Consider the following 11,929-nt stretch of genomic DNA (forward strand, 5'->3'; position numbering starts at 1 on the left):
CGGCTGGTGGCGCTGGTGCCCTACGGTGCCGACGACGCCGCGCGCCCGCTGCCGGCGGGCGTCGACACGCTGCTGGCCGCGCCGGTGACGACGGCGACGCTGCTCGCGCTGCTGGAGTCGCTGTTCGGCCGCGATGCGCCGGCCCCCGGCGAGCCGCTGCCGCGGCCGCCGGCGCCGCGCCGCCTCGAAGGCCTGCGCGTGCTGCTCGCCGAGGACAACCCGGTGAACCAGGAGCTGACGCTGGAGCTGCTGCGCCAGGCCGGCGCCAGCACGGCACTGGCCGGCGACGGCCTGGAGGCCCTGGCCTGGCTGGCGCGCGAACGTTTCGACGCCGTGCTGATGGACGTGCAGATGCCGGTGCTCGACGGCCTGGAGGCCACGCGCCGGCTGCGCCGACTGCCCGGGCTGGAGGCGCTGCCGGTGATCGCGATGACCGCGCACGCGATGGCCAGCGACCGCGAGGCCTGCCTGGCCGCCGGCATGAACGACCACCTGGCCAAACCCTTCGAGCCCGACGTGCTGATCGAGCGGCTGCGGCACTGGACCGGCATCGACGCCGCGCCCGCCGTCGCGCCGGCCGCTGCGCCAGCGGCGGCAGGGGCGCACGCCGTGCTGCCGCCCACGCTGCCGGGCCTGGACAGGGCCACCGGCCTGCGTTTTGCCGCCGGCCAGCCCGCGCTGTACCGGCGCGTGCTGGAACTCTTCGCGCAGTCGCGCGCCGGCATGCCGGCGACGATCGTCGAACAGTGTCGCGGCGGCGATCTGGCCGCCGCGGCTTCGGCGCTGCACATGCTGAAGTCGGAGTCGGCGACGATCGGTGCCACCGCGCTGCGCGAGGCCACCCGCACGCTGGAAGCCGCGGTGCGCTCGGGCGAACGCGCCGCGATCGACGCCGCGCTACCGGTCTTCGACGCCGAGCTGCGGCAGGTGCTGGACGGCCTGGCGGCGGCCTTCGGCACGCCGGCGGCCGAAACCCAGGCGTCGCGTTTGTCGTGATCCCGCCAACGCCGGCAACGCCGGCGCAGATCGCCAAGTCCTTGTCGGCGAAGGAGAAAACGCGCGGCGCACGACTGGCACCGATCGTGCAACACGGCATGGGCCGCCCACAGGAGCCCGCCGCATGTCCGCATCGCTCAACGCCAGGATCGCCCAGGTCTTCGACGAGCCCGGCTGCGACGTCAACCAGGCCAAGGGCGAGAAGGCGCGCAAGAAGGGCTGCACCAAGCAGCTGACGCCCGGTGCCGCCGCCGGCGGCTGCGCCTTCGACGGCGCCAAGATCGCGCTGCAGCCGATCGCCGACGTCGCCCACCTCGTGCACGGCCCGATCGCCTGCGAAGGCAACAGCTGGGACAACCGCCACAGCGCGAGTTCCGGCCCGAAGATCTACCGCACCGGCTTCACCACCGACATCGACGAGTTCGACGTCGTCTACGGCGGCGAGAAGCGGCTGTTCAAGGCCATCCGCGAGATCGCCGAGACCGTGCGCCCGCCGGCGATCTTCGTCTACCAGACCTGCGTGCCGGCGATGATCGGCGACGACATCGAGGCCGTCTGCAAACGCGCCAGCGAACGTTTCGGCCTGCCGGTCGTGCCGGTCGACGTGCCGGGTTTCGCCGGCCCGAAGAACCTGGGCAACAAGCTCGGCGCCGAGGCGCTGCTCGACTACGTGATCGGCACCGTCGAGCCCGACGTCAGCACGCCCTACGACATCAACATCATCGGCGAGTACAACCTGTCGGGCGAGCTCTGGCAGGTCAAGCCGCTGCTGGACGCGCTGGGCGTGCGCGTGCTGGCCTGCATCACCGGCGACGGCCGCTACCGCGAGATCGCGTCGGCGCACCGGGCCAAGGCCAACATGATGGTCTGCTCGAAGTCGATGATCAACGTCGCCACGCGCATGCAGCAGCGCTGGGGCATCCCGTACTTCGAAGGCTCGTTCTACGGCATCGCCGACATGAGCCGGACGCTGCGCGACATCGCCCGGCTGCTGGTGCAGACCGGCGCGCCGGCCGACATCGTCGACCGCGCCGAGGCCCTGATCGCCGCCGAGGAGCCGCGCGCCTACGAGCGCCTGCGCGCCTACCGCGAGCGCCTGGCCGGCAAGCGTGTGCTGCTGATCACCGGCGGCGTCAAGAGCTGGTCGGTGGTCTCGGCGCTGCAGGAAGCCGGGCTGGAGATCGTCGGCACCAGCGTCAAGAAGAGCACCAAGGAAGACAAGCAGCGCATCCAGGAGATCATGGGCGACGACGCCCACATGATCGAGGACCTCGCGCCGCGCGAGATGTACCGCATGCTGCGCGAGGCGCGCGCCGACATCATGCTGTCCGGCGGCCGCAGCCAGTTCGTCGCGCTGAAGGCGCGCATGCCCTGGATGGACATCAACCAGGAGCGCCACCACGCCTTCGCCGGCTACGAGGGCATCGTGACCATGGTCGCCGAGATCGACAAGGCGATCTTCAACCCGGTCTGGCAGCAGGTGCGGGCGCCCGCGCCCTGGGAAGCCCCGGCCGTGGCGCTGGCGGCCTGAACGGGAGCAGACGATGGCCCTCGTCACCGAAAGCAAGAAGTCCTGCAGCGTCAACCCGCTGAAGATGAGCGCACCGCTGGGCGCCAGCTTCGCCTTCATGGGGCTGGAGTCCTGCATGCCGCTGATGCACGGCTCGCAGGGCTGCACCTCCTTCGGCCTGGTGCTGCTGGTGCGCCACTTCAAGGAGGCGATCCCGCTGCAGACGACGGCGATGAACGAGGCGACGACCATCATGGGCGGCGACGACAACCTCGTGAAGGCGCTGCTCAACATCCGCCAGCGCGCCCAGCCGAAGATCATCGGCATCTGCTCGACCGGGCTCACCGAGACCAAGGGCGACGACGTCGACGGCACGATCCGCCTCGCGCGCCAGCAGCACCCCGAGCTGGCCGACACGGCCGTCGTCTACGCCTCGACACCCGACTACGTCGGCGCCTTCCAGGACGGCTGGGCGGCCGCCGTCACGGCGCTGGTCTCGACGCTGCCGCGCGTCGGCGAGCCGCGCCGCGACGGCGTCGTCGCGCTGCTGCCCGGCTTCCACCTGACGCCGGCCGACCTGGAGGAGCTGCGCGAGACGATCGAGGCCTTCGGCCTGCAGGCCGTCGTCGTGCCCGACATCTCGGGCTCGCTCGACGGCCACATCCCCGACACCTGGCAGGGCACGACGATCGGCGGCACGCCGCGCGCCGAGATCGAGGCCCTGGGCGGCGTCATCGAGGTGCTGGCCGTCGGCGAGCAGATGCGCCCGGCCGCCGAGGCGCTGCAATCGCGCTGCGGCGTGCCCTACACGCTGTTCGACCGCCTGACCGGCCTGGCCGCCAGCGACGCCTTCGTGCGCCGCCTGGCCGAGCTGTCGGGCCGCGAGGTGCCGGCCAAGCTGCGCCGCCAGCGCAGCCAGCTGGTCGACGCGATGCTCGACGCCCACTTCCACACCGGCAACGCGAAGATCGCGCTCGCCGCCGAGCCCGACCTGCTGTGGGCCGCCGGCAGCTTTCTCGCCGAGATGGGCGCCGAACTCGCGACCTGCGTGACGACGACGCGCTCACCGCTGCTCGAACGCCTGCCGACCAGCGAAGTGCTGATCGGCGACCTGGAGGACTTCGAACGTTCGGCCGAAGCCACCGGCGCCGAGCTGCTGATGACGCATTCGCACGGCCGCCAGGCCGCCGAGCGCCTGGGGCGGCCGCTGTTCCGCCTGGGCATCCCGATGTTCGACCGCATCGGCAACGCCCACGTGCGCATGGTCGGCTACCGCGGCACACGCGACTTCGTCAACGCCGTCGGCAACGCGCTGATCGAGTGCATCGCTCACCACGGCCCTGACGACTGGCCGCTGCCGGCCGCCAGCCTGGCCGCCGTCGAAGCCGTGCCGCCGGCCGTGGCCCACGTCAGCGCCGTCATCCCGCGCCGCCGCCCGGCGGCCACCGATCCCGTCACTTCCCGGAGCGAACCATGAAAGTCGCCTTCGCCACACAGGACCAGCAGCGCGTGGACGCGCACTTCGGCTGGGCCCCGCATCTGGCGGTCTACGACGTCACCCCCGAGGGCTATGCCTTCGTGCAGGACTTCGCCTTCGGCGACGGCCTGGACGAGGACGGCGACGAGGACAAGCTGACACCGAAGCTGGCCGCGATCGGCGACTGCGCCATCGTCTACGTCGCCGCGATCGGCGGCTCGGCGGCGGCGCGTGTCGTCGCCAGCCGCATCCACCCGGTCAAGGTGACGCAGCCCGAACCGATCCTGGACATCCTCGACAAGCTGCAGAACGTGCTGCGCGGCACGCCGCCTCCGTGGCTGCGCAAGGCGCTGATGAAGGGCCAGGAACGCTCCTTCGACTTCGAGGACGATGCCGAGGTGAAGCGATGAGCGCCGCCGTCGAGAGCCCGGCGGCCGACGAGGCCGCGCTGCAGGACGGCTTCGTGCGCGAGCTGATCAAGCAGATCCGCGCCCAGGACACGCACGGCACCTGGGACGGCAAGAGCGACACGACGCTGCTCGAGCCCTTCATCCTGAGCGCCGAGCAGCGCCGCGCGCTGCCGATCATGGGCGACCCCGACCCCGACACGCTGTGGCGGCTGGACCTGTTCCACAACGCCGTCGGCCTGGCGATCGAACGTGCCACCGGGATCATGGTCAGCCCGATGACGAAGATGAGCCACGAAGGTTTCGGCCGCACGGTGCTGACCGCCGGCCGGCTGGTCGTCGTCAACCGCCATCTGCGCGACGTGCACCGCTTCGGCTACCCGAGCCTCGCCAAGCTGGCCGAAGCCGGCAGCAAGCTGGTCGCCGAAGGCGTGTCGATGATCAACGCCCACCGCGACGTCGCCACCTGGGGAGCATGAGATGGCCGACCTCGAAACCCTGAAGGCCGAGATCAAGAAGCTCAACGCCCGCGCGACGCAGGCCAAGATGGACCTGCACGACCTGTCGGAGGAACTGCCGACGAACTGGGAGCGCATCCCCGAGGTCGCCCGGGTCGCCCACGAGGCGCATGCGGCGCTGGTCGCCGCACGCGCGCAGCTCGCCGCGGCCCAGGCCGCCTGACGGAGAACACCGTGTCCGACTTCAGCATCACCCTGCCCTCGGGCGCCACCTGGACGCCCTCCTTCGTGCAGAAGATCGACGAAGGCAAGTGCATCGGCTGCGGCCGCTGCTTCCGTGTCTGCCCGCGCGGCGTGCTCGAACTGATCGGCCTCGACGAGGACGGCGAGCGGGTCTCGCTGGACCCGGACGGCGACGACGACGAGGAGTACGAGAAGAAGGTCATGACGATCGCGCACGGCGAGCTGTGCATCGGCTGCACCGCGTGCTCGAAGATCTGCCCGAAGAAGTGCTACTCGCACGCCCCGGTGGCCGCCTGATGGAGCCGCGGCCGGTGCCCGAGGCGCTGGCGCGGCGCGCGGCGCGTGCCGACGAGGTCGAGGACCTGGTCGCGCTGCTGCTCGACCACGCCGAGGGCCCGCGCGAAGCCGCGGCCGCCATCGCCGAGACGCTGGCCGTCGCCTGCCTGGGCGACAACCACCTCTGGCAGGACCTGCAGCTGGGCTCGCGCGCCGAGCTGTCGGCGCTGATGACCTGGTGGTTCCCGGCGCTGGTGCGCAAGAACAGCGCCGACATGAAGTGGAAGAAGTTCCTCTACAAGCAGCTGTGCGAGCGCGAGCAGCTCTTCGTCTGCAAGGCGCCGAGCTGCGCCGTCTGCTGCGACCACGCGCTGTGTTTCGGCCCCGAGGACGGCGCGCGCCGCGCCGTGGCCGTGGCCGCCTGAGCACGCCGGCACGATGTTCACCGCCGCGCTGCTGGACCTGGTGCAGCAGTCCGGGGACGGTGTGCTGATCCTCGTCGACGGCATCGACGAGTCCGACTTCCGCCATTCGCGGCTGACACGCGCCGAGGTGCGCCGGCTGCTGCTCGTCGTCGCACGCACGCTCGACGCGCTGCCGCCCGAGGCGCGGCGCACGATGCCCGAGATCGACCTCGACGGCTGGCGTGTCATCGGCAGCGCGCTGATCGACGACGGCCCCGGCGCCGACGACGCCGCCTGGTTCGCCGCCAGCTCGCTGCTGCCGGCGACGCTGGGCTGGCTGAAGCTGTACCGGCGCGAGGCGCCGCAACTCTTCGACTACCGGCCCTGAGGCGGGCGCGCCTGACGGATCACTCGTCGGGCGTCGCGCGCAGCAGCGCGCTGACGACCTCGTCGCCCAGGCGCGCGTGCGGGGCCACCCGCTCGATCAGCTCCAGCCGCTCGCGCGCCGTGTCCAGGTCGCCGGCTCGCAAGGCGATGAAGGCCAGCGCCTTGTGCATGAAGAGCCAGAAACGCGCCGGGCCGTCGGCGTTGAAGTCGGGTGCCGGCGCACCGTCGAGTGCACGGCCGTCGTCGTCCAGCCCGGCGGCGCGGCCGGCTTCGAGCAGGCCGCGCGCCGCGGCGCGTTCGGCGAGCTCGAACTCGCGCCGCTGCGCGTGGTGCTTGGCCAGCGCGAAGTACAGCACCAGGGCCTGCGGCGCGATGGCCTGCGCCGTCCACAGCAGCGCGCCCCGTTGCGCGGGGCCGGCCACCGCGGCCTGGCGCAGCAGGCCGTGCACGGCGGCCGGCACCGGGCCGCCGAAGAAGGCGTCGGACGCGACACCGGTGAACAGGTTCATCTGCGCTCCCCTTGTCTGCCCGTGGGCACGGGCCTGCATCCGGGCAAGCACGGCAGGTGCCAGACCGCCCGCGTCGCAATGGCGACAAAAGCGACAGGCCCGGCCGTGCCGACGGCACCACCGACGATCCGGCCGAGGCCAGGCAAGTGTCTGATCCAGATCAGATTTTTCCTGCGGCACGGGTTGGCACGGTCCCTGCGTTATGGGGATGCCTCGCCACTTCCGCCGGAGCCTCGTGATGGATCCCAGCGCCAAGCCGATCTACCTGGACTACGCGGCCACGACGCCGGTCGACCCGCGTGTCGTGCAGGCGATGCTGCCCTATCTGTATGAACAGTTCGGGAACCCCGCGTCGCGCAGCCACGCTTTCGGCTGGGCGGCAGAGGAGGCGGTGGAGATCGCCCGCGAACACGTTGCCGCGCTCGTCGGCGCCGACCCGCGCGAGATCGTCTGGACCTCCGGCGCCACCGAGAGCAACAACCTCGCGATCAAGGGCGCGGCGCAGTTCAACCGCTCGCGCGGCCGCCACCTCGTCACCGTGAAGACCGAGCACAAGGCGGTGCTGGACACGATGCGCGAGCTCGAACGCGCCGGCTGGGAGGTGACCTACCTCGACGTCGGCGCCGACGGCCTCGTCGACCCGGCGGCCTTCGAGGCCGCGCTGCGGCCCGACACCGTGCTCGCCTCGGTGATGCTGGTTAACAACGAGATCGGCGTCGTGCAGGACGTCGTCGCGCTGGGCCGCATCTGCCGCGCCTGCGGCGTGCTGCTGCACGTCGACGCCGCCCAGGCCACCGGCAAGGTGGCGATCGACTTCGCGTCCTGGCCGGTGGACCTGATGAGCCTGTCGGCGCACAAGACCTACGGCCCCAAAGGCATCGGCGCGCTGGTCGTGCGGCGCAAGCCGCGTGTGCGCATCGAGGCCCAGACGCACGGTGGCGGCCACGAGCGCGGCATGCGCTCGGGCACGCTGCCCACGCACCAGATCGTCGGCATGGGCGAGGCCTACCGGCTGGCGCGCGTGTCGATGGCCGCCGAGAACGAACGCATCCGCACGCTGCGCGACCGGCTGCTCGCCGGGCTGTCGGACATCCCCGAGATCCGCGTCAACGGCTCGCTCGACGCACGCGTGCCGCACAACCTCAACGTCAGCTTCCAGTTCGTCGAAGGCGAGTCGCTGCTGATGGGCCTGAAGGGCATCGCCGTCTCGTCGGGCTCGGCCTGCACCTCGGCCAGCCTGGAGCCCAGCTACGTGCTGCGGGCGCTGGGCCTGTCCGACGAGGTCGCGCACAGCTCGATCCGCTTTTCCGTCGGCCGCTTCACGACCGAGGCCGAGATCGACGCCGCCGTCGAGCAGACGCGCCGCACCGTCGAGCGCCTGCGCGAGCTGAGCCCGCTGTGGGACCTGCACTGCGCCGGCGTCGACCTCGCCGCCGTGCAGTGGGCGGCGCACTGATTCCTTTGCACACCCGGAGGCCGACATGGCGTACAGCGAAAAGGTCATCGACCACTACGAGAACCCGCGCAACGTCGGCGGCTTCGCGGCCGGCGACGACACGGTGGCCACCGGCATGGTCGGCGCGCCGGCCTGCGGCGACGTGATGAAGCTGCAGATCAAGGTCGACCCGAGCACCGGCGTCATCGAGGACGCACGCTTCAAGACCTACGGCTGCGGCTCGGCGATCGCGTCGAGCTCGCTGGTCACCGAGTGGGTCAAGGGCAAGACGCTGGAGCAGGCGCTGGCGATCAAGAACACCGCCATCGCCGAGGAGCTGGCGCTGCCGCCGGTGAAGATCCACTGCTCCATCCTCGCCGAGGACGCGATCAAGGCCGCGGTGGCCGACTACCGCCAGCGCCACGCCGGCCCGGGCGGGCTGATCGAGGAGCGCGCCTGCTCGCCCTCGTCGCCCGATCAACAGCACAGCGAAGCGGCCTGAAGCGCCGCGCCGACCACCAGGAGTCCACGATGGCCTGCCAGTCTCAAGGAAACGCCGCCGCGCCCGCCGAACTCGTGCCGCGCGCCGACCCGCCGCTGCTGCCCGAAGGCGAGCAGCCGATCCGCATCAGCGACGCCGTCGTCGCCAAGGTCAGCGAGCTGCTGGCCGAGGAAGGCGACCCCAGCCTGCAGCTGCGCATCTACGTCACTGGCGGCGGCTGCTCGGGCTTCCAGTACGGCTTCGCCTTCGACGACGAGGTCAAGGAAGACGACGTGCGCGTCGCGCGCGAGCCGATCACCGTCGTCGTCGACGCGATGAGCCTGCAGTACCTCGTCGGCGCCGAGATCGACTACGAGGACCGCCTGGACGGTGCGCGCTTCGTCATCCGCAACCCGAACGCGACCAGCACCTGCGGTTGCGGCTCGTCCTTCTCGGTGTGACGCCATGGCCATCAGCGTCACCCCCAAGGCCGCGGCCCAGATCCGCAAGGCGCTGGCCAAACGCGGCAGCGGCGTCGGCCTGCGGCTGGACGTCAAGACCAGCGGCTGCTCGGGCTACGCCTACGCGCTGGAGTTCGCCGACGCCGCCGCGCCCGAGGACCTGGCCTTCGAGTCCGAAGGCGTGCAGCTCTTCGTCGCCGCCAACAGCCTGCCGCTGCTCGACGGCACGCGGCTGGACTGGGTGCGCGAAGGGCTGAACGAAGGCTTCAAGTTCGACAACCCGAACGCCGCCGCCACCTGTGGCTGCGGCGAGTCGTTCGCCGTCTGAGAACGCCATGGCGCTGCTGCAGATCGCCGAACCGGGCCGCGCCGCCGCGCCGCACCAGCACCGGCTGGCCGTCGGCATCGACCTGGGCACGACGAACTCGCTGGTCGCCACGGTGCGCAGCGGCCAGGCCGTCGTGCTGCCCGACGGCGACGGCCGGCGCCTCGTGCCCTCGGTCGTGCACTACGGCGAGGACGGCGTGCTGACCGTCGGCGCCGCGGCCACGGCCTTCGCCGCCGCCGACCCGCAGAACACGATCGCCTCGGCCAAGCGCCTGATCGGCCGCGCGCTGGAAGACATCGCCGCCGGCAGCCTGCCCTATGCGCTGGAGCGCCTGAGCGACAGCGCCGTCGGCGTGCGCACGCGCGCCGGCGTCAAGAGCCCGGTCGACGTCGGCGGCGAGGTGCTGCAGGTGCTGAAGGAACGCGCCGAGGCTTCGCTGGGCGGCGAGCTGGTCGGCGCGGTGATCACCGTGCCGGCCTACTTCGACGACGCCCAGCGCCAGGCGACCAAGGACGCCGCGGCGCTGGCCGGCCTCAACGTGCTGCGCCTGCTGAACGAACCCACCGCTGCGGCCATCGCCTACGGCCTGGAGTCGGCCAGCGAAGGCGTCTACGTCGTCTACGACCTGGGCGGCGGCACCTTCGACGTCAGCATCCTGCGGCTGTCGCGCGGCGTCTTCGAGGTCGTCGCGACCGCCGGCGACGCGGTGCTCGGCGGCGACGACTTCGACCACGCGCTGGCGCAGTGGTTCGCCGGCGAGACCGGCGGCTGGCACCCGGCCGACCTGGCGCGGCTGCACGCCGCGGCGCGCCACGCCAAGGAGACGCTGAGCGGGCTGGACCGCGTCGTCATGCACTGCCTGCGCGCCGACGGCACGCCGGCGACGGCGACGATCACGCGCAGCCAGTTCGAGACGCTGACGCGGCCGCTCGTCGAGCGCACGCTGGGCCCGGTCAAACGCGCGCTGCGCGACGCGAAGCTCAAGCCCGCCGAGGTCGACGGCGTCGTGCTGGTCGGCGGCGCGACGCGCATGCCGGCGGTGCGCGCCGCCGTGGGCGCGCTGTTCGGCCGCGAGCCGTACACCGGCATCGACCCCGACGAGGCGGTGGCGCTGGGCGCGGCGATCCAGGCCGACCAGCTGGCCGGCAACCGCGGCGCAGACGGCCTGCTGCTGCTGGACGTGAACCCGCTGTCGCTGGGCCTGGAGACGATGGGCGGGCTGGTCGAGAAGATCATCCCGCGCAACAGCACCGTGCCGACGGCGCGCGCCCAGGACTTCACGACCTTCAAGGACGGCCAGACGGCGATGGTGCTGCACGTCGTGCAGGGCGAACGCGAGCTGGTCAGCGAGTGCCGCTCGCTGGCGCGCTTCACGCTGCGCGGCATCCCGGCGATGGTCGCCGGCGCGGCGCGCATCCGCGTCACCTTCCAGATCGACGCCGACGGGCTGCTGTCGGTCAGCGCCGTCGAGCAGACCTCGGGCGCGCGCGCCCAGGTCGAGGTCAAGCCGAGCTACGGCCTGGGCACCGAGCAGGTGGCCGGCATGCTGCAGCAGGCGCTGGGCCACGCCGCCGAGGACGCCGCGGCACGCGCGCTGCGCGAAGCCGAGATCGACGCCCGCCGCCTGCTCGACGCCACCGAGGCCGCGCTGCACGAAGACGGCGAGCGCCTGCTGTCCAGCCCCGAGCTGTTCCAGATCCTGCGTGCGATGCAGGACGTCATCGACGCGCTGGCAGAATGCGCCGAGGGTGAAGGCACGACGCCGGAAGCCCACCGGGCGCTGCGAGAGCGCCTGCGTCGTGCGGGCGACGAGCTCAACCGGATCACGACGCCGTTCGCGGCGCGCCGAATGGACGAGCGCGTGCGCAGTGCGCTGTCCGGTCGCACGCTCGAACAGATGGCTGCATGAGCGACGACACCCCCACCCGCATCACCGTCCTGCCGCACGCCCAGCTCTGCCCCGACGGCCTCGTCTTCGAGGCCGGGGCCGGCAACTCGCTGGTCGACGAGCTGCTGATGAACGGCATCGCGATCGAGCACGCCTGCGACAAGGTCGGCGCCTGCGCCACCTGCCACGTCTACGTGCGCCAGGGCGCCGAACACGTGAACCCGGTCGACGACGACGAGGACGAGCAGCTCTCCGACGCCTGGGGGCTGGAAGCCGATTCGCGGCTGTCGTGCTGCGTGAAGGTTGGCGGGCCGGAGCTGGTGATCGAGCTGCCGCGCTACTCCAAGAACCACGCCAGAGAAAGGTGAGCCCCCAAGCTCGCTGGCGCTCGCTACCCCCGAGGGGGCTGAGCACGGACGGAGCCAGTCCGGTGGACTGGCCCCGCCATGCGAAGAGCCGGGCCATTGGCCCGGCGCGGCCTGCAAGGCCGTCCGCCAACGAACCGGCAAAGCCGGCCCGAGGCGGGAAGCTTGATCGCGCCGCACCACTTGTCCGCGATCGCACGCCGCTGAACATCGAGGCGCCCCGGCCCCTGGCCGCGGGCGCTTCGTCGTTTCGGGCGTCGCCGGAAGTCCGGGAAGTCCGGGGTCAGGTCTTGCGCGGAAGTCC

General features: G+C 71.9%; 16 protein-coding genes. 15 read left to right on the top strand and 1 reads right to left on the bottom strand.

Going from position 1 to position 11,929, the window contains the following annotated elements; translation table 11 throughout:
- The 9 genes from RBXJA2T_RS04300 to RBXJA2T_RS04340 form a co-directional block, all read left to right on the top strand.
- The coding region (locus RBXJA2T_RS04300) for a response regulator (RefSeq protein WP_009856097.1) at positions 1-996 on the top strand (996 nt) is incomplete at its 5' end.
- Between the two features lie 124 nt (positions 997-1,120).
- Entirely contained in the window at positions 1,121-2,527 is a 1,407-nt protein-coding gene (gene nifE, locus RBXJA2T_RS04305) for a nitrogenase iron-molybdenum cofactor biosynthesis protein NifE (protein WP_009856098.1), read from the top strand.
- Positions 2,528-2,540: 13 nt separating this feature from the next.
- Positions 2,541-3,983, top strand: a complete 1,443-nt coding sequence (nifN, locus tag RBXJA2T_RS04310) for a nitrogenase iron-molybdenum cofactor biosynthesis protein NifN (protein WP_009856099.1) — start codon at positions 2,541-2,543, stop codon at positions 3,981-3,983.
- On the top strand, positions 3,980-4,393 hold the full coding sequence (nifX, locus tag RBXJA2T_RS04315) for a nitrogen fixation protein NifX (protein ID WP_009856100.1): 414 nt from the start codon (positions 3,980-3,982) through the stop codon (positions 4,391-4,393). The genes nifN and nifX overlap by 4 nt, the downstream gene beginning before the upstream one ends.
- The gene (locus tag RBXJA2T_RS04320) at positions 4,390-4,869 is read left to right on the top strand and encodes a NifX-associated nitrogen fixation protein (RefSeq protein ID WP_009856101.1); all 480 of its coding nucleotides are present in this window, start codon (positions 4,390-4,392) and stop codon (positions 4,867-4,869) included. The genes nifX and RBXJA2T_RS04320 overlap by 4 nt, the downstream gene beginning before the upstream one ends.
- Before the next feature lies 1 nt (position 4,870).
- The gene (locus tag RBXJA2T_RS04325) at positions 4,871-5,071 is read left to right on the top strand and encodes a CCE_0567 family metalloprotein (protein ID WP_009856102.1); all 201 of its coding nucleotides are present in this window, start codon (positions 4,871-4,873) and stop codon (positions 5,069-5,071) included.
- Positions 5,072-5,082: 11 nt separating this feature from the next.
- A complete protein-coding gene (gene fdxB / locus RBXJA2T_RS04330) occupies positions 5,083-5,388 on the top strand; it encodes a ferredoxin III, nif-specific (protein ID WP_009856103.1) in 306 nt (101 codons plus the stop codon).
- Positions 5,358-5,792 (top strand): nitrogen fixation protein NifQ, encoded by a 435-nt coding sequence (locus tag RBXJA2T_RS04335; protein ID WP_237704853.1) that lies wholly within the window; start codon positions 5,358-5,360, stop codon positions 5,790-5,792. The genes fdxB and RBXJA2T_RS04335 overlap by 31 nt, the downstream gene beginning before the upstream one ends.
- A 13-nt stretch (positions 5,793-5,805) precedes the next feature.
- Positions 5,806-6,159: a hypothetical protein gene (locus RBXJA2T_RS04340; RefSeq protein ID WP_009856105.1), complete on the top strand. Its 354-nt coding sequence runs from the start codon at positions 5,806-5,808 to the stop codon at positions 6,157-6,159.
- Between the two features lie 19 nt (positions 6,160-6,178).
- Here the strand turns inward: RBXJA2T_RS04340 and RBXJA2T_RS04345 are convergent, their stop codons facing one another.
- The gene (locus RBXJA2T_RS04345; RefSeq protein ID WP_009856106.1) at positions 6,179-6,667 is read right to left on the bottom strand and encodes a hypothetical protein; all 489 of its coding nucleotides are present in this window, start codon (positions 6,665-6,667) and stop codon (positions 6,179-6,181) included.
- Between the two features lie 238 nt (positions 6,668-6,905).
- On the opposite strand from RBXJA2T_RS04345, the gene RBXJA2T_RS04350 reads away from it, so the two are divergent.
- Genes RBXJA2T_RS04350 through fdx form a run of 6 tightly spaced genes read left to right on the top strand, consistent with a single transcriptional unit; the run spans position 6,906 to position 11,628 of the window.
- A complete protein-coding gene (locus RBXJA2T_RS04350; protein WP_009856107.1) occupies positions 6,906-8,123 on the top strand; it encodes an IscS subfamily cysteine desulfurase in 1,218 nt (405 codons plus the stop codon).
- Between the two features lie 25 nt (positions 8,124-8,148).
- Positions 8,149-8,604 carry a Fe-S cluster assembly scaffold IscU gene (gene iscU, locus RBXJA2T_RS04355; protein WP_009856108.1) on the top strand — a complete coding sequence of 152 codons (456 nt, stop codon included), beginning with the start codon at positions 8,149-8,151 and terminating at the stop codon, positions 8,602-8,604.
- Between the two features lie 29 nt (positions 8,605-8,633).
- Positions 8,634-9,044, top strand: coding sequence for an iron-sulfur cluster insertion protein ErpA (gene erpA / locus RBXJA2T_RS04360; RefSeq protein WP_009856109.1), 411 nt, complete (start codon positions 8,634-8,636; stop codon positions 9,042-9,044).
- A 4-nt stretch (positions 9,045-9,048) separates the two neighbouring features.
- Complete coding sequence (locus tag RBXJA2T_RS04365; RefSeq protein WP_009856110.1) at positions 9,049-9,372, top strand: HesB/IscA family protein; 324 nt, start codon at positions 9,049-9,051, stop codon at positions 9,370-9,372.
- A 7-nt stretch (positions 9,373-9,379) separates the two neighbouring features.
- Positions 9,380-11,281 carry a Fe-S protein assembly chaperone HscA gene (hscA, locus tag RBXJA2T_RS04370; protein WP_009856111.1) on the top strand — a complete coding sequence of 634 codons (1,902 nt, stop codon included), beginning with the start codon at positions 9,380-9,382 and terminating at the stop codon, positions 11,279-11,281.
- Positions 11,278-11,628, top strand: coding sequence for an ISC system 2Fe-2S type ferredoxin (gene fdx, locus RBXJA2T_RS04375; RefSeq protein ID WP_009856112.1), 351 nt, complete (start codon positions 11,278-11,280; stop codon positions 11,626-11,628). The genes hscA and fdx overlap by 4 nt, the downstream gene beginning before the upstream one ends.
- Positions 11,629-11,929: the final 301 nt, after the last annotated feature.

Origin of the sequence: Rubrivivax benzoatilyticus JA2 = ATCC BAA-35, assembly GCF_000190375.1 — a bacterium.
Taxonomy (GTDB): Bacteria; Pseudomonadota; Gammaproteobacteria; order Burkholderiales; family Burkholderiaceae_C; genus Rubrivivax; species Rubrivivax benzoatilyticus.

Excerpts from the sequence above, each read along its gene's own strand:
- nifE (WP_009856098.1), top strand. The coding sequence starts at position 1,121 with ATGTCCGCATCGCTCAACGCCAGGATCGCCCAGGTCTTCGACGAGCCC.
- nifN (WP_009856099.1), top strand. The coding sequence starts at position 2,541 with ATGGCCCTCGTCACCGAAAGCAAGAAGTCCTGCAGCGTCAACCCGCTG.
- nifX (WP_009856100.1), top strand. The coding sequence starts at position 3,980 with ATGAAAGTCGCCTTCGCCACACAGGACCAGCAGCGCGTGGACGCGCAC.
- RBXJA2T_RS04320 (WP_009856101.1), top strand. The coding sequence starts at position 4,390 with ATGAGCGCCGCCGTCGAGAGCCCGGCGGCCGACGAGGCCGCGCTGCAG.
- RBXJA2T_RS04325 (WP_009856102.1), top strand. The coding sequence starts at position 4,871 with ATGGCCGACCTCGAAACCCTGAAGGCCGAGATCAAGAAGCTCAACGCC.
- RBXJA2T_RS04340 (WP_009856105.1), top strand. The coding sequence starts at position 5,806 with ATGTTCACCGCCGCGCTGCTGGACCTGGTGCAGCAGTCCGGGGACGGT.
- RBXJA2T_RS04345 (WP_009856106.1), bottom strand. The coding sequence starts at position 6,667 with ATGAACCTGTTCACCGGTGTCGCGTCCGACGCCTTCTTCGGCGGCCCG.
- RBXJA2T_RS04350 (WP_009856107.1), top strand. The coding sequence starts at position 6,906 with ATGGATCCCAGCGCCAAGCCGATCTACCTGGACTACGCGGCCACGACG.
- iscU (WP_009856108.1), top strand. The coding sequence starts at position 8,149 with ATGGCGTACAGCGAAAAGGTCATCGACCACTACGAGAACCCGCGCAAC.
- erpA (WP_009856109.1), top strand. The coding sequence starts at position 8,634 with ATGGCCTGCCAGTCTCAAGGAAACGCCGCCGCGCCCGCCGAACTCGTG.
- RBXJA2T_RS04365 (WP_009856110.1), top strand. The coding sequence starts at position 9,049 with ATGGCCATCAGCGTCACCCCCAAGGCCGCGGCCCAGATCCGCAAGGCG.
- hscA (WP_009856111.1), top strand. The coding sequence starts at position 9,380 with ATGGCGCTGCTGCAGATCGCCGAACCGGGCCGCGCCGCCGCGCCGCAC.
- fdx (WP_009856112.1), top strand. The coding sequence starts at position 11,278 with ATGAGCGACGACACCCCCACCCGCATCACCGTCCTGCCGCACGCCCAG.